This window comes from Devosia sp., from assembly GCF_014860165.1.
GTDB lineage: Bacteria > Pseudomonadota > Alphaproteobacteria > Rhizobiales > Devosiaceae > Devosia.
Genome location: NZ_JACZKG010000032.1, coordinates 39,339 through 62,284, shown reverse-complemented (window position 1 = coordinate 62,284; position 22,946 = coordinate 39,339). Strand labels below are relative to the sequence as shown.

Annotated in this window: 22 protein-coding genes; 14 read left to right on the top strand and 8 right to left on the bottom strand. The window is 64.4% G+C overall.

Annotation, left to right across the window (positions count from 1 at the left end; all coding sequences use genetic code 11):
• Complete coding sequence (gene cofE, locus IH615_RS07355; RefSeq protein ID WP_291361028.1) at window positions 1-840, bottom strand: coenzyme F420-0:L-glutamate ligase; 840 nt, start codon at window positions 838-840, stop codon at window positions 1-3.
• A 2-nt stretch (window positions 841-842) separates the two neighbouring features.
• A complete protein-coding gene (gene fgd, locus IH615_RS07350; RefSeq protein ID WP_291361027.1) occupies window positions 843-1,841 on the bottom strand; it encodes a glucose-6-phosphate dehydrogenase (coenzyme-F420) in 999 nt (332 codons plus the stop codon).
• A 159-nt stretch (window positions 1,842-2,000) separates the two neighbouring features.
• Here fgd and IH615_RS07345 point away from each other — a divergent pair, with 159 nt between their 5' ends.
• The 7 genes from IH615_RS07345 to IH615_RS07315 all read left to right on the top strand — a co-directional run bounded on the left by IH615_RS07345 (window position 2,001) and on the right by IH615_RS07315 (window position 10,410).
• Window positions 2,001-2,921 (top strand): MYG1 family protein, encoded by a 921-nt coding sequence (locus IH615_RS07345; protein WP_291361122.1) that lies wholly within the window; start codon window positions 2,001-2,003, stop codon window positions 2,919-2,921.
• Window positions 2,922-3,068: 147 nt separating this feature from the next.
• A complete protein-coding gene (locus tag IH615_RS07340) occupies window positions 3,069-3,995 on the top strand; it encodes a diacylglycerol kinase family protein (protein ID WP_291361024.1) in 927 nt (308 codons plus the stop codon).
• Window positions 3,992-4,819: a metallophosphoesterase gene (locus tag IH615_RS07335; RefSeq protein WP_291361023.1), complete on the top strand. Its 828-nt coding sequence runs from the start codon at window positions 3,992-3,994 to the stop codon at window positions 4,817-4,819. The genes IH615_RS07340 and IH615_RS07335 overlap by 4 nt, the downstream gene beginning before the upstream one ends.
• Window positions 4,820-5,099: 280 nt before the next feature.
• Window positions 5,100-6,239: a glycosyltransferase gene (locus IH615_RS07330; protein WP_291361022.1), complete on the top strand. Its 1,140-nt coding sequence runs from the start codon at window positions 5,100-5,102 to the stop codon at window positions 6,237-6,239.
• Entirely contained in the window at window positions 6,236-7,237 is a 1,002-nt protein-coding gene (locus tag IH615_RS07325) for a glycosyltransferase family 2 protein (protein ID WP_291361020.1), read from the top strand. Before IH615_RS07330 ends, IH615_RS07325 begins: the two co-directional genes overlap by 4 nt.
• Window positions 7,238-7,242: 5 nt before the next feature.
• Window positions 7,243-8,133 carry a glycosyltransferase family 2 protein gene (locus IH615_RS07320; protein WP_291361120.1) on the top strand — a complete coding sequence of 297 codons (891 nt, stop codon included), beginning with the start codon at window positions 7,243-7,245 and terminating at the stop codon, window positions 8,131-8,133.
• A gap of 42 nt (window positions 8,134-8,175) precedes the next feature.
• On the top strand, window positions 8,176-10,410 hold the full coding sequence (locus tag IH615_RS07315) for a Wzz/FepE/Etk N-terminal domain-containing protein (RefSeq protein ID WP_291361018.1): 2,235 nt from the start codon (window positions 8,176-8,178) through the stop codon (window positions 10,408-10,410).
• Window positions 10,411-10,448: 38 nt separating this feature from the next.
• On the opposite strand, the gene galU is transcribed toward IH615_RS07315, so the two are convergent.
• A complete protein-coding gene (gene galU, locus IH615_RS07310; RefSeq protein WP_291361016.1) occupies window positions 10,449-11,360 on the bottom strand; it encodes a UTP--glucose-1-phosphate uridylyltransferase GalU in 912 nt (303 codons plus the stop codon).
• Window positions 11,361-11,802: 442 nt separating this feature from the next.
• Here galU and IH615_RS07305 point away from each other — a divergent pair, with 442 nt between their 5' ends.
• From IH615_RS07305 to IH615_RS07275, 7 genes are all read left to right on the top strand, one after another.
• On the top strand, window positions 11,803-11,985 hold the full coding sequence (locus tag IH615_RS07305; protein WP_291361014.1) for a hypothetical protein: 183 nt from the start codon (window positions 11,803-11,805) through the stop codon (window positions 11,983-11,985).
• 432 nt (window positions 11,986-12,417) lie between these two features.
• Window positions 12,418-13,089, top strand: coding sequence for a sugar transferase (locus tag IH615_RS07300; RefSeq protein ID WP_291361012.1), 672 nt, complete (start codon window positions 12,418-12,420; stop codon window positions 13,087-13,089).
• Between the two features lie 10 nt (window positions 13,090-13,099).
• Window positions 13,100-13,480: a hypothetical protein gene (locus tag IH615_RS07295; protein ID WP_291361010.1), complete on the top strand. Its 381-nt coding sequence runs from the start codon at window positions 13,100-13,102 to the stop codon at window positions 13,478-13,480.
• Between the two features lie 24 nt (window positions 13,481-13,504).
• Window positions 13,505-14,710 (top strand): glycosyltransferase family 2 protein, encoded by a 1,206-nt coding sequence (locus IH615_RS07290; RefSeq protein WP_291361009.1) that lies wholly within the window; start codon window positions 13,505-13,507, stop codon window positions 14,708-14,710.
• Window positions 14,707-15,999, top strand: coding sequence for an O-antigen ligase family protein (locus IH615_RS07285; RefSeq protein WP_291361008.1), 1,293 nt, complete (start codon window positions 14,707-14,709; stop codon window positions 15,997-15,999). Before IH615_RS07290 ends, IH615_RS07285 begins: the two co-directional genes overlap by 4 nt.
• The gene (locus tag IH615_RS07280) at window positions 15,950-16,957 is read left to right on the top strand and encodes a glycosyltransferase (RefSeq protein ID WP_291361007.1); all 1,008 of its coding nucleotides are present in this window, start codon (window positions 15,950-15,952) and stop codon (window positions 16,955-16,957) included. Before IH615_RS07285 ends, IH615_RS07280 begins: the two co-directional genes overlap by 50 nt.
• Complete coding sequence (locus IH615_RS07275) at window positions 16,954-18,429, top strand: lipopolysaccharide biosynthesis protein (protein WP_291361006.1); 1,476 nt, start codon at window positions 16,954-16,956, stop codon at window positions 18,427-18,429. Before IH615_RS07280 ends, IH615_RS07275 begins: the two co-directional genes overlap by 4 nt.
• Here the strand turns inward: IH615_RS07275 and IH615_RS07270 are convergent.
• From IH615_RS07270 to IH615_RS07250, 5 genes are all read right to left on the bottom strand, one after another.
• Entirely contained in the window at window positions 18,426-19,319 is an 894-nt protein-coding gene (locus IH615_RS07270; RefSeq protein ID WP_291361004.1) for a polysaccharide pyruvyl transferase family protein, read from the bottom strand. The genes IH615_RS07275 and IH615_RS07270 overlap by 4 nt on opposite strands.
• The gene (locus tag IH615_RS07265) at window positions 19,319-20,125 is read right to left on the bottom strand and encodes a family 16 glycosylhydrolase (RefSeq protein WP_291361003.1); all 807 of its coding nucleotides are present in this window, start codon (window positions 20,123-20,125) and stop codon (window positions 19,319-19,321) included. Before IH615_RS07265 ends, IH615_RS07270 begins: the two co-directional genes overlap by 1 nt.
• The gene (locus IH615_RS07260) at window positions 20,122-21,351 is read right to left on the bottom strand and encodes a polysaccharide biosynthesis/export family protein (RefSeq protein ID WP_291361001.1); all 1,230 of its coding nucleotides are present in this window, start codon (window positions 21,349-21,351) and stop codon (window positions 20,122-20,124) included. The genes IH615_RS07265 and IH615_RS07260 overlap by 4 nt, the downstream gene beginning before the upstream one ends.
• 114 nt (window positions 21,352-21,465) lie before the next feature.
• Entirely contained in the window at window positions 21,466-22,179 is a 714-nt protein-coding gene (locus IH615_RS07255; RefSeq protein WP_291360999.1) for a hypothetical protein, read from the bottom strand.
• Window positions 22,180-22,453: 274 nt separating this feature from the next.
• Window positions 22,454-22,825 carry a hypothetical protein gene (locus tag IH615_RS07250; RefSeq protein ID WP_291360998.1) on the bottom strand — a complete coding sequence of 124 codons (372 nt, stop codon included), beginning with the start codon at window positions 22,823-22,825 and terminating at the stop codon, window positions 22,454-22,456.
• Window positions 22,826-22,946: the final 121 nt, after the last annotated feature.

Here is a 22,946-nt window from a genome sequence, read left to right as displayed (position 1 = left end):
TCAGTCCTTCTTGACGCGTTTAGGCTGAGACTCGGAGTGGTCCGGCGGCTCGCGCAACTCGGCCCGCGCGGCCTGGTAGCCGAGCTGATAGGCCTCGGCCGAACCGAAACGGAACATGTCGTCATCGACCGAGCGGACCAGCGTGCGGGCGCCCGGCGCGTCCATGTCGGTCACGAGACGCGCGAGGCCGCGCACCACGGCGACAGGAATGCCTGATGCCTTGCCCTTGACGAGGTCCGCGGCTCCAGCCAGTTCATCGGCCAGCACGGTGATGGTGACATTGAGCGGGCGGCCATTGGCATCCACGCCGCCGCGCAGATCGTCGGTCACGACGATGCCGGCGGCGCCGATGGCGACATCGGTCTGGCCGACCCGCCAGGGGCGGCCGAGAGTGTCGGTGATGATGATGCCGAGGGCGACGCCGAAGTGCTGGCGCAAACCGGCGCAGAGGGCGCGGGCGGAGCTGTCGGGGTCGAGCGGCAAGCGCAGCGCCAGGCCATCGGGTACATTGGAGGTGTCGATGCCGGCGGCGGCCATGATAAGGCCGTGGCGAGTCTCGACGATCTTGGTGACGCCGCCAGGATGGACGCGCTCGGCCACGATTCGGACGGTGTCTTGCGTAATCGCCTTTTCTCGATCTGCCACCGGCACCTGCATGCCTTCGGCCTTGGAGACGATCTTGCTGGTGATCACCAGGATGTCGCCATCCCGCAGGGCAGCGTCGGCATCTTCGGCCACCGTCGCGTCGATGGCGGCAGCGATCAGGGCGACGAGGTCGTCGCCAGCGCCGATTTCCGGCAGGCCGGGAATGCCCCAGACCGTGTAGCGCGGCATGGCCATGGCTAGGAAATCGCCCGCAGGCGCGGCAGGATTTCTTTGGCATAGAGCGCGATGAACCGGCTCTGGTCCTCGCCCGGCGCATGGAACACCAGGTGGTCGAAGCCATAGTCCATATAGGTCCTGATGGCCGCGACGTGTTCGTCGGGATCGCTGGAAACAATCCAGCGCTTGGCGATGCGCTCGATGGGAAGCTGTGCCGCAAGACGCTCCATCTCCGCAGGGTCCTCCACCGAATGCTTCTCCTCGGCCGTCAGCGACAGCGCCGCCCAGCCCCGGGTATTGTTGAGCGCGGCTTCCGGATCGGGGTCGAAGGAGACCTTCACCTCGATCATGCGCTCGAAGGGCAGGTTTTCACGGCCGGATTCGGCGCGGCCGATGGCGACATTGGGCAGCAGCTGATCGACATAGAGCTCGGCGCCCTTGCCGGATGTGCAGATGAAGCCGTCTCCGGCGCGGCCGGCATATTTGGCGTTGAGCGGGCCGCCGGCGGCCAGGTAGATCGGCACAGGTCGGTCGGGCCGGTCATAGATGGTGGCGTTCTGCGTCTTGTAGAATTCGCCATCAAAGGTAACGCGCTCCTCGCTCCACAACTGGCGAATGAGCGCCACCGCCTCGCGCAGCCGGGCCGAGCGTTCCTTGAGCTCGGGCCAGGCCATGCCGGTGGACGGAACCTCGTTGAGCGACTCGCCGGTGCCGACGCCCAGGATGACGCGGTCGGGAAACATGGCGCCCAGGGTGCCGAAGGCATGCGCGACGACAGAGGGATGGAGACGGAAGGTCGGCGTCAGCACCGATGTGCCGACAATGATCCTCTCGGTACGCGCCAGCGCCGCGGCCATCCAGGATGGCGCGAAGGGTGCGTGGCCATCCGTATGCTTCCAGGGCTGGAAATGATCGCTGATGAACACCGATTCGAAGCCGGCCTCTTCGGCCTCGATGGCAAACTTCAGCAAGGTATTGGGTGCGAATTGTTCGGCCGAGGCCTTGTAACCGAAGCGCATGCCCATTCTCCCAAAGGCTCAGCGGTGTTGTGCTACTTTTGACCAAATGGTCAAAATTGTCCATTGGATTCGTTTAGCACGTGAATGGCGGTTGAGATGGCGCCCGGCAATGGCTATCTGGTGCCAACTTCCAGCCACACGCACAAGGCGCATCCCCGCATGACCCCAGATTTCCTCGTCACCCATTCGGGTGGCTTCCATGCCGATGAGCTACTGTCGAGCGTGATCCTGACGCGGATCTTCCCGCAGGCGCGCATCGTGCGCAGCCGCGCGCCGGAATGGATCACGCCGGGGGCAGATCGCATCATCTATGATGTCGGCGGCGCCTATGACGCCGAGGCAGGGATTTTCGACCATCACCAGCGCGGCGCGCCGCTGCGTGAGGATGGCCAGCCGTTCAGTTCGTTTGGCCTGATCTGGAAACATTTTGGCCGCGACTATCTGGCCGCTTCGAACGTACCGGAAGCGCATGTCGCGGCTTTGCATGCTGCATTCGATGCCAGTTTCGTGCTGCCGATCGACCTGACCGACAATGGCGCGTTGAGCCCGTCGGGCCCGCTGGGCGGAATGACGCTGCCGGTGCTGCTTGAAACCCTCAAGCCCGACTTCGACAGTGTCGATCCGGATGCGGAGACCAACGCGTTCCAGAGCGCACTGGCCATTGCCCGCAGTTTCCTCGAGGCCGCCATTGCCCGTCGCGCGGCCAAGCTGCGGGCTGAGGCGGTTGTGCAGCAGGCCATTGTCGCCACGGGGGCAGGGCGCGTGCTGGAGCTTCCCATGGGCATGCCGTTCCGGCCGGCCATCGAGAAGGCTGGTGCCGACCATCTGCTGTTTGTGGTGCATCCGCGCGACAAGGACTGGTGCCTGACCACGATCCGCCGCTCGGATGAGGGCTTTGACGTCCGCGCGGACCTGCCGGCTGCCTGGGCCGGTCTGACCAACGCTGACCTGGAGGCGGCCAGTGGCGTAGCCGGCGCCAGCTTCTGCCACAATGGCCGTTTCGTTGCCGCTGCCCGCACGCGCGAGGCGGCGCTGGCAATGGCCGATCTGGCGGTGGCCGAGGCCTTGGGCGACCGTTAGGCTGGGGCTGAGCAGGGTCTCAGCCGGGGTGGGTAGCCCCGGTCCTGCCCTTCGCGGAAGCGTATTTGCGCTCGTTTGCTGGCGAGCCCATGCAACGGAGTGCGTCGCCATCCATTGCATCCTGCGAATGAGCAGGGTGCTTCCGCGATGCAGGACTACGACTATTACGTCATCTTCAACGAGCGGGCCGGAACGGCCAGCGCGCAGGGACTGACGGCAGAGGCGCTGCGCGGCATGTTCGAGGATGCCGGCCTGCGCTGCCATGTGGATGCGCGCAGCGACGTGCCGCTGCCCGAGCGGGTCGGGGATGCCGTCGCGGGGCCGGCTGGTATTGTCGTGGCAGCCGGAGGCGATGGCACCGTCACCGCGATTGCCGAGGCGCTGACCGGCTCGCCGAAGAGTCTGGCCATCCTGCCGCTTGGAACGGTCAATGCGCTGGCGAAAGATCTCAACATTCCGCTCGAAATCCGCCGGTCAGTGGAGGCGCTGGCCGCCGGGGAGCCGCAACTCATCGATGTCGGCGAAGTCAATGGCCGCACCTTCCTGCACAAGGTGGTGGTTGGGGTGATCCCGGGGGTTGCCGCTGGGCGGGAGCACATTCGGGGCCAGTCCGGCATCGGGGCAAAGATCGGCTTCCTGCGCTACTTTCTGCGCCGCCTGCAGCGGGCAAGGCGCATGGCCGTCCAGATCCGAACACCCGATGGCGAGACGCGGATCGAGCGTGTGCAGTCCATAGCCGTGGCCAGCAATTCCTATGATGAGGGGCTGGGCCAGTTCTTCTCCCGCTCATCACTCGATAAGGGCAAGCTGACGCTCTACATCCTTCGGCATCTGACGCCGGGGGATGTCATCCGGCTGAGCGTGTCGATGCTGCTGGGCCACTGGCGGAACGACGATGCCCTCTCCATCGAGAGCGTCGACGCGGTGACCATCACCACGCACAAGGGACTCCTCAAGGTCATGTTTGACGGGGAAGTTGAAACCCTTCACTCCCCACTGGAGTTCTCCATCCGGTCGAAGGCGCTTTCGGTGATTGCGCAGCCCATCGCGGCAGTGGAGGAGGTCGTCCAGTGAAGATCCTGCATCTATCGGACCTCCATTTCGGACACCATGACGAGGCTCTGGCAGAGGGGTTTGCCCACGACATCAACGCTCAGAAGCCGGACCTTGTCGTGGCCAGTGGGGATTTCACCCAGGTGGGGACCAAACGGGAGTTCCAGCAGGCGAGGGCGTTTCTCGACCAGCTTCATGCTCCCATTTTTGCAGTGCCGGGCAATCACGACGTGCCAGCAATCAACATCCTGCGCCGTTTCATTGATCCCTATGGCCTCTATCGTCGATATATCTCGCCCGATACGGAGCCGTTCCTCGAAATGGGCGGGGTGGTTCTGGTGGGTCTGCGCACCTCGCGCCGTGCGCGACTCGAATGGAACTGGGGTCACGGTACGATCTCCTCGGACCAGCTTGAGGATCTAGCTACCCGTTTTGAAGCCGCATCGCCCGACGCGTTGCGGATCATCGTGGCACATCACCCGCTGCTGTTTCCGACCGAACCCATGGTGCAGAAGACCAAGCGGGTGAAACGGGCAGACGAGGCGCTGGCCACCTTCGCCAAGGTGGGCGTGCGGCTGGTTCTGTCCGGCCATTTCCACCTGTCCTATGTACGCAAGCACGAGGCCCTGTCGGCCGCCCGCGAGGGAGAGCCCGTGGGGCTCAGCCACTCCTCGGTTGCGCCAATCCTGGTGGCGCAGGCCTCGTCAGCCATTTCCACCCGATTGCGCGGTGAGCCCAACGCCTACAACATCATCAATATCTTGGAGAACCGCATCGTCATTACGGTGCGGGAGTGGAATGACGGCGCCTGGCGAACCCGCGACAAGGCGGTAGAGCCGGCATAGTCGTGCCGTTTCTCGGCCACATCCCTTATCGATCCACTAAGCCTGCGGCGGCCGCGATGCCCGCCGGCTCGGCTCGCCCGTGCGGCGATAGCCGGATTGGGGCACTTTCGTGGCATGCGCCGGGCGCATCACAGCGTCACCCTGGGTCACGTTGACCCTCTCGTCCATGCGTCGTGAACTCCGCGTTCAGTCCCGCGCTTCGGCGGGGAACGGCCGATGCGTCCTTGACGCCCGCGCTTTGCTTGGAACAGGAGACGCCTCGTTGCCAAGAATTTTGTACTTGGTTCACAACCTTGCCGACCCTGCGGTCGAGCGGCGCGTCGCCATGTTCACCGCGGGCGGAGCCGAGGTCGAGATTGCCGGCTTTCGGCGTGGTGATGCAGCCAGGCCCAGCCTGCCCCTCACCACGGTCATCGAGCTCGACATCACCCATGATGGTCGCATGCTGCACCGATTGGCGGCCACGGCACGCGCCGCTGCCGGTGCGCGCGGCTGGTCGCAGTCGCTCCGCCGCCCGGATGTCATCGTGGCGCGCAATCTGGAAATGCTGGGCGTTGCCAACCGATTGCTGGGGCGCTGGGACAGCAAGCCGGTTCTCGTCTACGAGTGCCTCGACATTCATCGGCTGATGCTGCGCCAGGACCGCATCGGCGGGGTCATGCGCGCGGTCGAGCAAAGGCTGATGCGCCATGTCGATATGCTCATCACCAGCTCGCCAGCCTTCCTGCGCAATCATTTCCACCGGCTCGGTGCGCCCCCCGCCGTTTTGGTCGAGAACAAGGTGTTCGCGCCCGATCCTGGCGAGGTCGGCCGCAATCCGGTGCTCGTCGGAGAGACCAATCCCATTCGCATCGGATGGTTTGGCGCCCTGCGCTGCCACAAGTCGCTGGCAGCGCTGACGGCACTGTCGCGGCACTTTGGCGGGCGGCTGGACGTCGTACTGCGGGGGCGGCCGGCGCTGACTGAATTCGACGACTTTCAGGGCACGGTGAATGCCACGCCGCATCTCGAATATGGTGGGCCGTTCCGATACCCCGATGACCTGGCACCGCTCTATGCGGGCGTGCATTTTGCCTGGGCCATCGATTTCTTCGAAGAGGGCCTCAACTCGAACTGGCTGCTGCCGAACCGGCTCTACGAGGGGTGCCTCAACGGCGCGATCCCGATCGCGCTTGAGGGCACCGAGACGGCCGCATTCATCGAGCGGCTCGGTATCGGTGTCGTCGTTCCCGATATTTCCCAGGAGACGCTTGTCGCCCTCTTTGAGGGGATGACCGCCGAACGCATCCGTGACCTGGCAGCTGCGGTCGCGGCCCAGGACCCCACGACATTCCGATGCGACACGCGCGAATGCGTCGCGCTCGTCGAGCGTCTTTCGGGAGCCAGGTCCACCCAGCCCGCATTGGAGGCCGCCGCATGAGCGCTCGCACAATCATCGTGGTGCCCACCCTCAACGAAGCCCGCCACATCGATGCATTGCTGGACGCCCTGCTCGTCGAGGCGGAGTCACTCGATGCCCGCATTATCGTCGCCGATGGCGGCAGCTTGGATGGCACCACCGACATCGTGGCGCGACGGGCCAGGTCCTCGGCACGCGTGGTGTTGATCCACAATCCCCAACGGATCCAGAGTGCGGCCATCAATCTGGCCGTGCGGGAATTCGGCGATGATGCCGATTACCTGATCCGGATCGACGCGCATGGTGCGTATCCGGCCCACTATTGCCGCATGCTGGTGGCCGAGGCCGAGGAGCGGCAGGTGGGCAGCATCGTGGTGCCCATGACCACGGTCGGCATTGCGACCTTCCAGCGTGCCGTCGCTACGGCGCAGAACTCGGCGATCGGCACAGGCGGCTCGGCTCATCGCACCGGCAAGGGGAGCGGACCGGTCGATCATGGTCATCATGCCCTCATGCGTGTCGACGCCTTTCGCGACGTCGGCGGGTATGACCAGAGCTTCCGGTTCAACGAGGATGCAGAGCTCGATCATCGCCTGCGGCTGGCGGGTCACACGATCTGGCTGACCGACCGTACCGGCATGACCTACTATCCCCGATCGACGGCGACCAGCCTGTTCCGGCAGTATTTCGGCTATGGTGGGGGCAGGGCGCGCAACATCCTCAAACACCGCATGCGGCCACGCCTGCGCCAATTGGTGCCGCTGGCCATCCTGCCCGTCGTGCTGCTGGCGGCGCTGTCGATCTGGCATTGGGCCTTCCTTGTGCCCTTGGCCATCTGGGGGCTGGGATGCATTGCACTGGGCATGCATGCCGCGCAGAAACACTATCCTCAATATGAGATGCCGATGCTGCTCTCGCCGCTGGTGGGCCTGGCCGCCATGATCATGCATCTGGCCTGGTCGTCCGGCTTCTGGGCGCATGTGGCGCAACGGCCGTTCCGCCGGCGGGAGCCAGTGTGATCGCCATGGCCAGCGTGGACATCTGCATCTGCACCTATCGCCGGACCTTCCTGGCCCAGACGCTGGGCTCGATCGCGTCGCTCGACCATGGCGGACACACCATCCGGGTGATCATTGCCGACAATGACGCGGTCGCTTCGGCCCGGGACCTTGTCGAGGGCATGCGGGAGCAGGTGCCCTTTCCCATCATCTATGTGCATGCCCCGGCGGCCAATATCTGCATTGCGCGCAATGCCTGTCTGGACCAGGCGGACGCCGACTTCGTCGCCTTTGTCGATGACGACGAGGTGGTCACCCCCGGCTGGATTGCCGCATTGGTTGAGAAGGCTGGGGCGAGCGGCGCTGCGGCAGTATTGGGCCCGGTGCGCGCCATCTATGGCCCGGATGCCCCGGCCTGGATGGTGGATGGCGACTTTCATTCCACGCGCCCGGTCTTTGTCGGCGACACGATCCGCACCGGCTATACCTGCAACGTGCTGATCCGCTGGAAGTCGCCCTACAGCGGCCTGCGCTTCGATCTTGCCCTAGGCAAGACCGGCGGCGAAGACACAGCCTTCTTCTATCAACTGACCGCCTTGGGCGGCACCATCGCCTATGCCGAGGCCGCCCTGGTCGAGGAGCCCGTGCCGGCCGACCGGGCCAGCATGAACTGGCTGGTGCGTCGGCGCCTGCGGTTCGGGCAGACCCACGGCATGCTGCAGGCCGGTTCGCGGGCGAGGGCCCTGGCCATCGTCGCCGCCAAGATCGGCTATTGCGGCGCAATGGCGGCGCTGACGGCATTTTCCCCGGTGCTGCGGCGCCGGAACTGGCTGCGCGCCGTGCTCCATGTCGGCGTGGCCGGGGGCCTTCTCGGCGTCCGCCAGGCCGCCCACTACGGACAACCGGCGTCCCGCTGAGCGTCCCCTTTTCCTCCCAGCCAGAATGGCGGAGTTCAAAATATGCTTGAAAAGACTGGATACCCCGAGACGTTGGCGCCGCTACCGTCCGACCTCAAGACCATCGATCTCGAGCGTATCCTGTCGCTGCTGCGTCGGCACGCGGTGGTGCTGGGATCGTGCGTGCTGGTGACCCTGGTGCTGGCGACGTTCTATCTGTCGCTGGCACCGCGCAGCTACCTCTCGGCCGGACAGGTGCTGCTGGACCGCAACCTGGAGCAGGCTGCGGGGGACGGGGAACCCACGACCAGCAGCGTTGATCTGGAAGCCCAGGTGCTCAACCAGATCGAGGTGCTCCGGTCCAGCCGCGTCGCCACGGCCGTGGCAGAGGCCGAAAACCTGACGACCGACCAGGAATTCCTCAATCCGCCGCCTTCGTTCAGCCAGCGGGTGCGCGGGCTGCTGCCATTCGGTCGTGCCGCGCGCCCTGCCAACCTCGAGGCCAGCATCGAAGAGGTGGTGGGCATGTTGCGGGCCAATGTGCAGGTCGATCGCATGGGCCGCAGCTCGATCATCCGGGTGGGCTATGAGGCGACGACGCCTGAGCTGGCACAGCGCATTGCCCGCGCCTATGCCGAGGCGCTGCTCGAAGACCAGCTCAACGCGGAACTCGAGGCAACCAGTGCCGCGTCGGACTGGCTGCAGCAGCGGCTGGCTGAAATCGGCGAGAGCCAGCGAACCGCGAGCCTTGCCATCGAACAATATCGCCAGCAGACCGGGCTGTCGGTCGGGCAAGATACCAACCTGACCAATCAGCGCATCGAGGCCCTGTCCAATCAGTTGGCGGAGGCGCAGGCCGAGACGGCGCGACTGCGTGCCCTGTCGGATCAGTTGCAGACCGTGGTGGCAGCCGGGCCGGAAGCGGCCGCCGCCAATGTCTCCCTGCTGAGCGGAACCCAGGTCGACCCTGCCGAAATTGCGGTGCTGCGCACCCAATCGGCGGCGCTCACCAGCCGGATCGCGGAGGTTCGTTCCAGCTTTGGCGAGGATCACCCGCAATTGCAGGTGCTGGCGGCGGAAAAGGCCGGGCTCGACAGCCGCATCTATGCCTTGCTGCAGAATCTGGACGAGCAATACCGTACCCAACTGTCCATCGCGACACAGCAGGAGGCGGGCCTGCGCCGCGATATCGATGCGGAGGGGCAAAGTGCTGGACTGATCAGTCAGGAACAGGTCCGGCTCAACGAACTCCAGCAGCGCTCCGACGCCCTGCGATCGCTCTATAACAGCTATCTGTTGCGCTATGAGGAATCGGTGCAGCGCCAGAGCTTCCCGATCCCCTCCATCCGCATCGTTACCGATGCGCTGCTGCCCGAGCAGCCCTCCAGCCCGAAGGTCATGGTCATTGTAGCCGCAGCCCTCATCGCCGGTGCCTTCATGGGCACCATGCTGGCGGCGGTCATCGAGCTGCGCGATCGTGGCTTCCGCGTGGGGTCGCAGGTCAGGCGCCAGTTGGGCTTGCGCTTCCTGGGCTATTTCCCAAGGCTTCAGGTCGATGGCGGCCTGCCGCAGACGGAATCGCGCCGGACGATCCGCACTCTGGTCCGCCACGCCTTCGGCCAGCGCAGCGGCCCGCGCTGGGGTCGCCCGTATATGGAGACGCTGAGGGCCACCCGCCTGGCGCTGCAGCCGGTGGCAGACCGTGGGACGGCCGTCATCGGGGTGCTGTCGGCTTTGCCGGGCGAGGGGAAGTCCACCTTTGCGGCGTCCTTTGCCGAAATGCTGGCCGCCTCCGGTTCACGGGTCCTCATCATCAATGCCGATGAGATCACGCCGCAGGGCCGCACGGCGATGCCGGTGCGCGTCCTGCCTTCGCAAATGGGCGATTGGCGCAGGATCGTCGTGACCGACAGCGAAACGGGGATTGTCAGCCTCTCCGCCTCGGCTCCCGAATCCGGGGGCGGGGACCTTTCGGGCATCGTGATGCAGAAGGTGCTGGCCGAGGCTCGTGGCGAATTCGACTATGTGCTGCTGGATCTGCCGGCATTGGCGCTGGTCGTCGGCGCACTGTCGGTATTGCCGCTCACCGATGGGGCTATCCTGGTGGCGGAATGGGGCAAGACGCCTCGCCGGCTGCTCACGGGTCTGCTCGAAGAGGAGCCGGAACTGACCGACTACATTGTCGGCGTGGTGCTCAATAATGTGGATTTGAACGCGCTGCCCAGGTTTACCGATATCGGGGGGCTGGAGCGGTTCGCCTATCGGGCGGAGCAACAGATGCAGACGGCGCCCAACTAGGGGCGCCGTCTCACGGCTAGCTGGCAGCAATCTCGCGGCTATTCGGCAGCAATCTTGAAGCCTTCCATCAGGGCGTTGTGCAGCCCGATCCTGGCCAGTGCGGCCAGGAAGTCGTCGCCGATATCTTCCCGGTCGAGCGCGTAGGCGACATTGGCCGTGAGGAACCCGATCTTGGAGCCGCAGTCGAAGGACTGGCCTTCATACTTCACGCCAATAAAGGGCTGCCGCTGCATCAGTGTCTGCATGGCGTCCGTTATCTGAATTTCCCCTCCCGCTCCCCGCGGCTGATCGGCAAGCAGCGAGAAAATCTCCGGCTGCAGGATATAGCGGCCGGAAATGATGAGGTTCGACGGGGCGTCGGCAATAGCGGGTTTTTCGACCATGCCGTTGATGCGGAAGCCATTATCGTCGCCTTCGCCCCGCCCCACGACGCCGTAGGACGACACCTCGGCCATCGGCACTTCCTCGACAGCGACGACATTGCCGCCGGTCACTTCGTAGGTTTCCATCATCTGCTTGAGCACGCCGCGGCGGCCCTTGAAGAGCATATCGGGCAACAGCAGGGCGAATGGTTCGTCGCCGACGATATCGCGGGCGCACCAGACGGCATGACCCAGGCCCAATGGCTCCTGTTGGCGCGTGAAGCTGGTGCGGCCCGCCGATGGCAGATCCTGTTGCAGGTCCTTGAGAATGCGGGTTTTGCCGCGCGCCTCCAGGGTTGCTTCCAGCTCAAACTGACGGTCGAAATGGTCCTCGATGACGCCCTTGTTGCGGCCGGTCACGAAGACGAAATGGGTGATTCCCGCTTCACGCGCTTCGTCGACCGCATATTGGATGAGCGGCCTGTCGACCACCGTGAGCATCTCCTTGGGCATTGCCTTGGTGGCGGGCAGGAAGCGGGTTCCCAGTCCCGCGACCGGAAATACGGCAGTTTTTACACGTTTGGACAACGCACTCTCCTTATTCAGTGTAAGCCGAGTGGATTGGACCATCTCCGCACAAGTCGATCCACCTGAAACGCCAAATGTCGTTGCATGGCTCGATTGCAGATATGCTGCTGACCTGATTTGCCCAATTGGAAGGCATCCGCGCGGGTTTTGGCCGCATTTTCAGCTCCCTGTCAGGTCTGCTTTTTCTGGGGCCTTCAGAATTGGCAAGTAATTTTGGTTGAAGCGCCGCACCACTGGAAATAACCTGATGGTGCCACATCTTGCTTGCGCACTGGGCCGGTGGCGGCGAGCGCTCAACGCAGTCGTGATCGCCAGACCTATTTCGCCTCGCGCATGAGGGTTGTATTTACCGCCGCATGCTACCCAGCCTGCGGGTACAGTTGGCAGCTTGTCGACGCGGTCGACCGTTTGCCGCATCTGGCGGTGGCCATGGGAGGTTTTCGTGGAGCCAAAGGGACCCAAAGAAGGTCAGTTGCGCAAGGCGCCGATGACGGCCGTTCCGCAGGGAAGGGCGCGCGCGGAATTTCCCTGGCCGTGGGGGCTCGTCGCCATCGGCGTGATGGCGATCGCCTGGGTCGGCGTCTACCTGATGTGGAACGGCATCGCCTTCCTGTTCAATTGGTGAGTCTTGGCTCCTTTTGAGCCGCTCCGCTGCATTACTTGCCTGGGCACTCCGGCATAGAATAGCAGAAACGATAGTCTTTTCAGTCGTACCCGGTGCACCCTGCCTGCACTTGGCGGGGTGATTTGCCTTTGCCGGCCCCCGTCGCTTTGGGGTGAATTTGTGACTGGGAGGCGCATTGCAGCCATGCGCACCCGGCGTTGCCACGCCAATCCGATCATGTTTGCCTCCTGCCAATGGCGATGCGCGATCCGGTCACGGAGGCGGTATCGTCAAAGTGCGGCGAACCCGGCGTAGGCTCCGGGGATAGATCAGAACTGTTCGACCGGTTGGGACACCGTGGGAGCGTGCGCTTTCGCGAACGATGTTCCATGCCTCCGAGAGACGATTGAGCGCCGCTGGTTATCAAGGCTTCAAACTTCGCGAGAGAACATCATGTCGATCACAAATGCTGAAGTCGGTTCGTCAGACCTCGATTCCAAGTTCGGCGCACGACGCGGCGCCGGCGCCAAGCGGGCGTTCGATATCACGGCCGCGTCCCTCATGCTGATATTCGCCCTGCCGGCGATGTTCTTCATCGCCGTCATCCTGTTTTCCGCCGATCGCGGGCCGGTGCTGTTCTCGCATGAGCGGATCGGCCAGAACGGCAAGCGCTTCAGATGCCTCAAGTTCCGCTCGATGGTGGTCAACTCCCAGGAAGCGCTGCAAAGGCACCTCGAAATGTTCCCGCAGGCCCGGGCCGAGTGGGAGGCAACGCAGAAGCTGCGCGACGATCCCCGCATCACGCCCCTGGGCCGCTTCCTGCGGGTGACCAGCCTTGATGAGCTGCCGCAGCTCATCAACGTCATCCGCGGCGAGATGAGCCTGGTGGGCCCGCGGCCCATCGTTCAGGACGAAGTGGTCCGCTATGCCGACCAGATCGAACACTATGCGGCCGTTCGGCCGGGGATTACGGGTCTATGGCAGGTCAGTGGGCGTAGCGACGTCGACTACGACCAGCGCGTCCAGCTCGACAGCCTCTATGTCCGCGAGTGGTCCTTCCTCGGCGACTTCGTGATCCTGCTCAAGACCGTCAAGGTCGTCATCATGCGCACCGGCAGCCGCTGAGGAGATGGCCATGAAGATGTTTACGATGCGTCCGCGTGCATTTCGGTCTCGCAATCCGAGTCGGGACGCCGAGACCGACGAGGCGCGCTTCGGCACGATCAGCAATGCCATCGCCATGGCCCTGGCCGATGCCCGCCGCGAGCGCGATGGCCTCGGCCAGCGCATGAATTTCTATTACGCCCAGGCCGCCACGCTGATGGACAACTCGGCTGACTATGGCAAGCGTGAGCCGCTCGACGAGCGCGCGATAGGCTCTGCCGAGCAGAACGGGTCCCGCGCCCGGCAGCGCATGGCGCAGCTCGATACCCAGATCCAGCGGCTCGAGGACTTGCTGGGGCAGGTGGATCGGACCCTCGCACCCAAGGCAGAGCCGGGCGAGAGCGTCGCCTAGGCGATGCCGGAAGCGGGTGCGCAGATGCAGTCATCGGACAGACGGACCAGGGGCGGGCCGCTCATCTCCGTCATCATGGCCAACTTCCAGGCTGGTGGGCGAATTGTACCCGCCATCAGGTCCGTACTCGGTCAGACGATGGGCGATGTCGAGATCATCGTCAGCGACGATGCCTCGCGTGACAACAGCCTGGCCCTGGTGCGCGCCATGATGGCGGACGATCCCCGCATTCGCGTGGCTACTGAAGAGGCCAATCGCGGCCCCGCCCACTGCCGCAACCGGGCGCTGGACCTGGCGCGCGGCGATTGGGTCGCCATCGTGGATTCCGACGATATCATCCATCCGGAGCGCTTCGAGCGACTGCTCGCGGTGGCCGCACGGCACGATGCCGACATCGTTGCCGACGACCTGCTGCTGTTCCACGAGGACGGCAGCCCGCCCAAGCTGATGTTGGGCGCCGAGGCCCAAGCCAGCTTCATCGTGTCCCCCATGCAGTGGGTCCTGGCGGGTCTCGATGGCTCCCCCGCGCTTGGCTACCTCAAGCCGATGATCCGCGCCGAGCGGCTCAGGGGTGTGCGCTACGACGAGGCCCTGCGCATCGGGGAGGACTATGACTTCGTGTTGCGGCTGCTGCTCGACAATGCGCGCATGGTCGTCGCGCCGGAGCCGCTCTATCTCTATCGGCGCCATTCCGCCTCGATCTCCCACCGGCTGTCGGTCGGTGACATGAAGGCCATGGTGGAACGGCAACGTGCCTTTGTCGCCACCCGCCAGCCCCTGTCCACCGAACTTGCCGCTGCCCTCGCAACCCGCCTGGCCGCTCTGCAGCAGGGCCTGGCCTATGAAGATCTGGTATCGAGCATCAAGGAACGGAAGCTCGGGCAGGCACTTCGGCTGCTGAGGCGAAATCCGGGTCATTTCGGTCGCCTGTGGCGCTCATTCATGGAGGGGCGGCAGCACCGCGAGCGGGACGACAAGGCGGCCCCACGTCCATCCGAGCCCCTCGTGTTGGGAGGGCAGGGAAGCTCAGGCGCGAGCAGGATCGTGCCGGATTATGTGCCGACCGCCCTGGTCGACTGGTCCGCACCCCGGCCGCGTGGCACCTGGCGCGAGCTCGCCTCCTATGCCGGCACGCGCTGCGTAGCGCTGGATCAGGCCGGTCGCTACGCCGCGGGCTTCATCCCCGAGGTGATGCTGGCCGATGCCAGCGCCGTGCCGGAGGCGTCATGACCACACTGCCGCCCCGCTTGACCATAGACGTGGCCTATCTGCTGATCTTCGGCGCCTTCGCTGCCCTGGTGCTGAATGCCATGTTCGGGCCGCTTGCTGCGCTGACATTCATGGCCTGTAGCGGGCTGCTCGTCATCAGCAACGTGCCTGCCAGCATCGATAGCGTAGGTCGATGGTGGTTCGTATTGCTGTTGCCCGCCTACTGCCTGCTGACGGCGCTGTGGTCGCAGTATCCAGCCAATTCGCTGCGCTATGGCGCGCAACTGGCCTTCACCTTCGTGGTCGCCATCGTCATTACCGGTCGCCTGTCGACGACCGCCCTGATGCGCCTGATGTTCCTGGTCTACGGCATAGGCGTCATAGCCAGCATCCTGTTTGGCCGCACGGGCACAGGCGGGGCCTGGCTTGGCGTCTTTGGCAGCAAGAATGCCTTTGCGGCCCATATCGCGGTCTTTGCGCTCATCTCGATCGCCGTGGCGGTAGATGGCAAGTCGCATTGGCTGCTGCGCCTTGCCGGCATGGCCGGGGCGGTTGCGTCGGCCCCACTGCTCGTACTTGCCCAATCGGCAGGCGCCAGCCTGATGGTCGCCCCTTGTGCCGCCATCGTGGTGTTCAGCATCCTTTCGGCACGCCTTACCGGCGTCCAGAAACTGTTCATGTTCGCTATGCTGGTCATTCTCGCGGCAGCATTGGTGGTGGTCGTCATCACCACCGGCGACGCGCTGCTCGCGGGGATTCTTGAGGGATCGGGCAAGGACGCCACGCTGACCGGACGTACCGATCTTTGGGCTACAGGCCTGAGCTACATAGCAGAACGACCCCTGCAGGGCCTGGGCTACCGCGCTTTCTGGGTGCTCGGCTTCGCCCCCGCCGAAGAGCTGTGGGCGATGTTCGACGTGCCCTCGGGCGCCGGCTTCAACTTCCACAACACCTACATTTCCAACGCCGTCGAGATCGGCCTGATCGGCTTGGCTCTGCAGGTCGCCATCATGTATGGCGGCGCCATTCTCATGGCGATCTACACTTTTTCTCGCCCCAATGCGCCCAATGCGCTGCTGCTTTCGCTGCAGACGCTGATGATCCTGCGCAGCTTCATCGAGGTGGAAGTGTTCTTCGAATTTTCCATTCGCTCGATCTTGGGTGTCGCCACCCTGATTTATGCCGCGGCCGGGCTCATCGCCCTGCGTCGCCAAGCTGCCGCCATGCCGCGGCGGCCCCGTCCTGAAGGAATCCTGAGCCATGTCGCAGCACCAGCCCGACCTCGTCCACTTCCGAACCCCCACCTATAAGCGTCCCGAGGCGCTGCGCCGCGCCCTGCAATCGATGATTGCGCAGACCTCGCCCCACTGGGTCTGCGACGTGTTCGATGACGACCCCTCCGAGGCGGGGCGGTTTGTCGTGGCCGAGCTAGGTGACCCACGCATTCGCTACACCGCCAACAAGCCGCAGCTCTTTGCGTCCCGCAACATCGATCACTGCTTCGCGGCGGACAATCCGCATGGCGCAGACTTCTTCTGCGTCGTCGAGGACGATAACTTCATCCTGCCCGATTTCTGCGCCGCCAATATCGCGCTGGCGCGCCGCGAGGGTGTCGAGATCGTGCTACGCAACCAGTTGATCGAGCATGCCAGCGGCACGGCGGCGGCCAGTGTCGGCACCATGGGTGTGCTCGACGACCTGTTCACCGAGGGGCTTTATTCGGCCGAGGAGTTTCGGCTGGCGCTGCTGGCCGGGATCGGGGTGTCCAATGGCGGCCTGTTCTGGTCGGTGCGGGCGCGGTCGCCCCTCGAAATCGGCTATGCCTGCACGGCCACGTTGCAGGAATATCTGCGGACCTATTCAGTCGCCGAACCGGTGTTTGTGGCGATGGAGCCGCTGGCGGTCTGGGCGGAGAATGCCGAACAGACCACCCGCAACGCCGAGCTGAAGGCCGGGTATCTCCGGCGCGAGCTGGACCTCAAGCGGGCCGTGCAGGCCTTGCGGCAGAAGGTGTGGAACGAGAGCAGCCCAGACCGCCGCGCCGCTTTCATGACCAATCCCCGGTTCACGGCCTCAGTGGGCGTCCGGGCGGAGCATGTCGGCAAAGCCCTGATCGGTCAGCAGCTTGCCGGGCATGTGTCCCCGCTCGAGGCCCTACGGCTGCGTGGACGGGGGATGATGATCCGCACCCTGGGGCGGCTGACGCCGGAATTTGACCGCTTTGTCGCTTCCCGCGACAGCCAGCGGTCGCCAGTCCACCCCGCATGAGCGTTTCCACGGAAGCCGGGTCCCTGCGCGGCCACCTCACCACCGGCCGTGCCTCGGCCGCGATCAAGGGTACGCTCTGGTCGCTGGTGAGCAGCTTCGTGCCGGCGGCCCTGGGCTTTCTGGTGTTCCTGGCGAGCTCGCGCGTGCTGTCGCCGGCCGAGTTCGGCATCGTCGCCTTTGCCGTGAGCATAGCCAGTGTCGGTGTGGCGATCGCCCCAGCCGGCTTTCGCGAAGCGCTGATCCAGCGCGAGAACGTGTCATCTGCCCACCTCGATACGGTGTTCTGGCTCTGCCTCGGCGCAGCCCTGCTCATTTTTGCCGCGCTGTGCGCCGCTGCGCCGGTCATTGCAGCAGCCTCGGGTGAGCCCTTGCTGGTGGCGCTCCTCCCGCTCGTGGCCGCGCGCGTCATCTTCGACATGGCCGCTGCCGTGCCAAACGCGCTGATCGTGCGCACCATGTCGTTCAAGATGCTGGCCTTGCGAACGACGGCGGCATCGGCGGTCACCGCAATTGTCTGCCTTGGCCTACTCTGGGCAGGTTTCGGGCTCTGGGCCCTAGCATTCTCGCAACTGGCAGGGGCGGTTGCGGCCTGTTTTGGTGCACTGGTTGGCGCGCGCTGGTGGCCCGGGCTGCGGTTTGACCGCAATGCGCTGCGCGAGCTCCGGGCCTTTGGCCTGTTCTCGACCGGCAATCACTTCATCACCACGATCAATCTCGATCAGTTGCTCATCGGTGCGCTGATGGGACCAGCCTGGCTGGGCATCTACAGCTTCGCCCGCCGCATCTTCCAGATCCTGACCGATCTCATTTCCGGCGCGCTCAACCTGGTTTCCTACTCGCTTCTGTCCTCGATGCAGCGCGAGCCCGCCAAGCTGCGCGACGCCTACCTTCTGGGCACGTTTGCTTCATCGGTCGTGGCATTTCCCGTCTTTGCGGGGCTGGCATTGATCGCCCCCGATCTCATTCCCTTCGCCTTCGGCGAGGCATGGCTTTCCGCAGTGCCGGTCGTACAGGCTTTCTGCGTCCTCGGCCTGCTGACCGCGGTCGGCACGCTGCAATCCTCGCTGATCCGCAGCCAGGGGCAGGCAGATTTGTGGTTCTACTACATCCTGGGCAAGCAGGCCGTCACGGTGCTCTACATCTTCCTGTTCTCAGGCTGGGGCGTGGTAGCGCTGACCACTTCGTTGGTCATCCTGAACGTGCTCATCTGGCTGCCAACCGTGCACATGGTCGTGCGGCTGCTTAGCGTTTCGGTGTGGTCCTATCTCGGGTCCCTTGCCCTGCCAGTGGCAGCAACGCTGGTGATGGGCGGCTGCGGATGGCTGGTACAGCAGGAACTGGCGGCGGCCGATCCGGTCCTACGACTGGCCGCAACAATAGGCGCCGCAGCCTTGAGCTACGGCGCCGTCATTCTGCTTGTTGGAGCAACGCGGCTCAAAACCCTGGTGGGTTTCGTCCGCCGGCGGCGTTAGGCCGCCGCCACGCGACTGCGGACGAAGCCATCAACCGCGGCCAGCGCACGATCGGTCACTTCACGGATCGCGGTATCGGCGCTCAGTTGCGGCTCCAGCCTGGACATTCCGTCGAGATGCCGCGCCGCCTGCTCGGTGAATATTCGATTTGGAATGCCCGCCAGCGGCGATGCGCTGAAGCGGCCGACCTTGCCCAGGCTGCCGCCACGTCCGGTCCGGCCGATATAGTATTCCAGAACACTGGTGGGCTTGAGCGTATTGAGCCGCACGTCGAGGCCAAGGGCGCCGGCCCAGTCGAGCCATTTCTTGTGGTGGCCACCATAGATTGGGCGGGCTCCGATCCAGGGGGTGCGCAGGGCATCCGCGACGATGGCGCCGTGCATCGCCTCGGTGATGAGAATCCGGGCGCCGGCAATCTGGCTCAGCACCTTTTCCACCGGCTCGGTGGCATCGATCAGCGTCATGCCGGCCAGCCGGCAGGCTTCGGCCCAGTTGCCGCGCTCGAGGCTCTCGTAGTGGGGCATGAAGGCGACGCCGACGCGCTCGTCGGGGGCCGGAAGCTCCATGGCGCGCAACAGGATGGCGCTGTCGCAGATCGAAAGGGCGGGGTCTATGCCCAGGGTCTTGGCAGTATTGGGTCCACGCACGAAGCGAATGTCCCAGCTTCCGTCATGCACGTCCGGCAGGCCCATATAGCCCGCATAGCCTGAGCCCATGACGAACTTGCGGGACCGGGCAGGCAGGTGGTCACCGATAATGGAGCCGATACCGACGAAGAGTTCGTCCTCGTCTTCATCGAGAAAGCCCTTGGGCAGGAGTGCCGGCCAGACATACAGGTTCAGTTCGTCTCCAAAATTCGGCACCTTGCCGCGAAAGAACACCAGTTTCATCAATTGTCCTCGTTGTCTTGGCACAGGATGGAATCGTCAAAGGCGCAATCGGCCCCCAGTGGCGTGAAGGCCACCCAATCCACTTCCATGGCGATGGGGCTCGTGACGGGCGCAAATGTACCCATCCAGTCGGTCAGTGTGTCCGAGCCCCACAGGCTGAAGAAGATGCGCTGCGGGTTGCTCGGTATGGTCGCGGGCTCGGTCATGGTCCGAACGAGCTCGCCGTCGATGTAGAAGCGGAGGCGATCCGGCTCCCAGGTAAAGGCATAGGTGGTGAAATCAGCGTCGGAAGGCTGGGGCAGGGGGTGGGACTGCCCGGCGCCGGTCGTGCCATCGCCGCTCTTGCCATTGACGAACGTGGTCGTGTCGACGTGGCTGGTGTCGTGCAGCAGCACTTCGAAGTCGATCTCATCGTGGGGCTTGCCCTGCTGCTGCCCGATATAGGTGAAAAAGGCTGCATTCAGCCCCGAACCCGACGGCGTCTTGAAGCGGGCTTCAAAGGTGCCGTAGCCATAGGCCTTGCGCGTCTGGATCTCACCGCACCGATACTGGCGGTCGCCCTTGGGGACGGGGGCGAAGCCGACCAGCAGCATGCCATTGGCGGCTTTGGCCTGGTCCGAGGACCAGGTGCAATTCTGGTGGCTGCCATTGCTCCAGCCATCCGAAACATACCAGCGCGTTAGATCGAGCTGGTTGAAATCGTCGCGAAAGGCGGCTTCCTGCGCCAGGGTCGGGCCCGACATGGCGAGCGATCCAAGCAGCAGCGGCAACAGAGTTCGGGTGGGCAAGCGTCTCATCGCAGTCATGGTGCAAGCTCCAGTTTGGCCACCACGACATCGCCGGCTTCGAGCGGCGTGGTGAGATCGGCAGGGATCTCCTCGCCATCGCGGACGATGACGTAACTGTAGGACGGGGCCGAGTTCCCGGGCACGGCGACGCCGGTATAGAGGGCGGCCTCCTGGACCAGTCCCTGCTGCGTGGCGATCTTGAGCTGCAGGGCGCCGATCTGCCCATCGACGGTCTGCCGCTCGAGAGTCAGGTCGGAGATGCGCTGGTCGGTCAGCCGTGCCTGTTCGCGCTGGGCGGCGGCGATGTCCTGGCGGGCCTGCAGCGTGGTGGTCTGCGTGTCGAGAAGGCGGGATTCGAGGTCCGAGACATTGGTCTGGAGCGATGCGACGCGCGAGGCCAGGGCAAGGCCGTCATCGGAGAGGGCGGTGATCTTGTCGAGCTGCTCGCGTGCCAGGACGAGTTGCGCCTCGGTCCCCGTCTCCTTCTGGCCAAAGGCGTCGATCTGGGTATTGAGCAGGGCCACCTGATCGGTCAGTGATGTGGATTGCGCTTCGGCCTGACGCCGCTGCGCCGACAGAATAGCGGTTTCGGCCGCGACCAGAGGCTCAAGCCCCTCGGTACCCTCGAGTTCCGGTGGTATGGCAATCTGGTCCTGCCCGGCCAGTTCGGCATCCAGCCGCGCCCGGCGGACCAGCAGGCGCCGATACTCATCCCGAAGCACATCCAGGGCGCCCGATGTGGTCAGGATCTCCTTCTCCGGGCGCGAAGTCGTTTCGGCACTGCGTCGTTCGCCACCCGCCAGGGCCAGGGCCTTGACGACCGTCAGGTTCGGGGCGAACGGATATTCACCGGGGCTGCCGACATCGCCCGAGACATAGATCGGACCATAGGCGGCGACCTCCACGGTGACGGTTGGCGCGGTGCTCAGGCCAAGGGTCTGCTGCAGCGCCGAACCCAGCGCGACGGCCAGGTCGGCGCTGGTCTTGCCGGCCCCTTCAGTCGGGCCAACCATGGGGAAATTGACGTTGCCGTCCGCGCCGACGACATATTCGCCGCCCAGTGCCGTCCACTCCTCGAAGGTGGAGTCGGCGGCCTTCCACTGCACGACCTTGATGCTGAGCTTGTCGGAAACCCCCAGCATATAGGGGTTGGCCGCCTGCGCTGTTCCGAGCCAGACAAGCCCGATGGCGAGGCTGGTTGCAAAACGCAGGGCGGATCGGGTTCGGTGCGGGATTGCTTGCATGTCCCCATCCTTGCTGGTGATTTATCAGAGCTAGGATTGTTGAGACTGATCGTGCTCGCAATGGGGCACAGGCGCGGCAGGATATTGCCACACCTTGGCTAGTTCCGGATTAAGTTATTGATATCGCGACGTTTTTAGCGCGGGATCGGGACTTGCCGTCTCAGTCAAGGGAGCCTTGCGCGGAGCGGCCAGCTGAACCTCGACCCGCGGCAGCCGGCGGACCTGGGTGCGATGCACCAGGGTATCGGCGGGGGCAAAGCCGAGTGAAGCCAGCCGGCGACGTTGCTGCGGCGAGAGCGCTATCCAGACGAGGCTCCGGTCAGCCTCCGAGAGGCTACCGAATTCCTGTTGATGCGCATTGCTGCGGGTTTGCACCTCGAAGACGCGCGCGTTGATCTGCTCGCCGACACGCAGCATGGTCGAGAACAGGCGGGCCGCGCGAAGTGGCGAGAGCTGCAGGTTGCGATCGAAATAGATCACCACTTCTTCAAGTTCTGCGTCGGGGCTCGCCGCCTGTACGCGCCGGAGAATATCCTGGCAGGTTGTCTGCTTGAGCCTGGCTGTCAGACCGTGTGCATAGGCCCTGGCGGCCTTGGGCTCCATCGGTTCGCCGTCGAGCGTGGCGCCGATCGGATAACGCGCGATGCAGTTCTGGCAGATCCAGGCAACCTCTTCGCCGCGTGTGACTTCGTAGGTCAGCCGCAAGGTATCTCGCCGACAAAACCCGCAGCTGCTGCCGAGGGTGACGTCGTCATTGACCTGCCAAGTATAGGTCCAATCCTGCGGGTTCCCTACATGTTCGCAAAGCGTGTAGCGGTTTCGGGCCAATACTAACTCTCTCTCGCAACTTGCGGGGTGCCCTGATCGAAGCTGTCATCCATGGTCGCCCCAAGGCGGTCACTTCATAGCCAGCCATGCACCTTACTCGAATCGTCGATCAGGCCCGCGCGATATAAGGCTTGAAGCGTGAGAGCCAAATTCGGCCACAGCAAGGCGGGCCGGCGCATGGCAGCTGCGCCTGCGATGACATGAGTGCATTTAGCGGGGGAGATCGATAGCGATGGGCCGGCCGGGTAGGCGCCGGTTCACTCCGAGTCCGGGATCAAACAGGGACGAGGTTGATGACCTTATAGGTGTGTGTCGCATCGCCGGGTCCACGGATGGAGACATATTCTCCCTGGACAAAACGCTCCGCATCGAGGCGGTGGCCCCACTCGTCGCCAAACGAGGCGCCGTCGTCATAATCGAAGTCCCATCGGCCACCGGGGCCGTGCCGGATAATGCCCACCGCAGATTGCCCGTCTGACGTGAATTTGCGAACCAGGCAATCCGCCTTCGCGGCCTGCCATGCCCCGGCGTCAATGTGCCCGTCGGCCGTCAGCGGGAGGTAGAGATCGTAGCCGGTCGCGTGGTCCCCTTCGGGGTGTCCGGTCTCGCGGGCCAGTTCCAGCCGGATGTGGGTCAGGGCGATCATGCGTGGTCTCCGATATAGGTTGCCCGGCCATTATGATCGGGCTAGCGACAAAACATGCTGCCATTATGGGAGGTTAGCGGGCCGCGCATTTTGACCCTGATCAAATGGGCTTGGCAAAAGT